Below are 1123 nucleotides of genomic sequence, written 5' to 3' on the forward strand. Positions count from 1 at the left end.
TTTACTTCCGGGTAGACTTTCGGCGTACTCTTTTATCCGGTTTTCCATTCCGTGGAGGGCTATATTCGCGCTTTAGTGGAGAGATAATTCCACCTTGAGGGGTACCCTCATTTGTAGGGGAGAATGTACTTTTATCCATCACGCCTGCTTTTAACCATTGTTTGATTAATCGTTTCATGGATGGATAGGTATTTAATTTTGTTAGAAGGGCATCGTGATTAATTTTATCAAAGCACTTGGTTATGTCAGCATCTAACACCCATTTGGGGTTTTTGCTGATACCTTTGAATATTGCTTCGATGGCATCGTGGCATGACCGTCCTGGTCTGAATCCGTATGAATTCGGTTCAAATTTTGCCTCCCATTCCGGTTCAAGGGCTTGTTTGGCTAGAGCTTGGAGTGCTCGGTCGTATATGGTTGGTATTCCGAGAGGCCGTTTTTCCTTCCGTCCAGGTTTTGGAATCCATACCCTTCTAGTTGGTTGTGGCTTCTTGTAGGGTTTTAGGTTGACTACTAAGGCGAGCCTCTGCTTATTGGTTAAAGCTTTCTGGCCGTCTATTCCGGCAGTCTTTTTGCCCTTGTTTTGCTGGGTTACCTTCCTGACCGCAATCATCTTTGCTGCCCAGGACTTCATCAGAGTCTTTTGTAGCTTTCTTACCACGCTCACGTTACCCCGCTGAGAGGCTTGGTAAATCCGTTTTTGTAACTTAAAAACAATCTGTTCTAGCTTTCGCCAGTTGACTGTTTTCCATTCCGACTGTGGGGCGAACCCCCGAGTTTTAGACGTTTTCATTACTACTCATAGCTTTACCTTTTCCTACAACGTGAGTCTGTTAGCGTATCCTAGGCATTACCCTAGACCTTAGCTTCTGACTCAATCTTTCTCACATAGGCCATGCGGCTAACTACCTACTTAGAGACCGACCTCTCTAAGAGCACCTATGGAGTTACTTCGTTCCTGATAACCATTCTTTGGACTTTTAGGGTGGTACTATTCACCGGGAATTTGGGAAATCATTATGAGATGGACTAACCTCATAATCCTTTATTTATTCCATAGACTTTTGTCTCTAGCAGCGTATCAGCCTTATTACGCTACATCTGGGTAACGATGATTCTCGTG

The 1123-nt window shown here is 44.2% G+C and carries 1 pseudogene; it reads right to left on the reverse strand.

The window, feature by feature from the left end:
• Nucleotides 1–793: pseudogene (locus tag F6K53_RS44555) on the reverse strand (reverse transcriptase N-terminal domain-containing protein); the annotation flags it as partial.
• Nucleotides 794–1123: the final 330 nt, after the last annotated feature.

The organism is Moorena sp. SIO4A1, from assembly GCF_010672065.1.
Taxonomy (GTDB): Bacteria; Cyanobacteriota; Cyanobacteriia; order Cyanobacteriales; family Coleofasciculaceae; genus Moorena.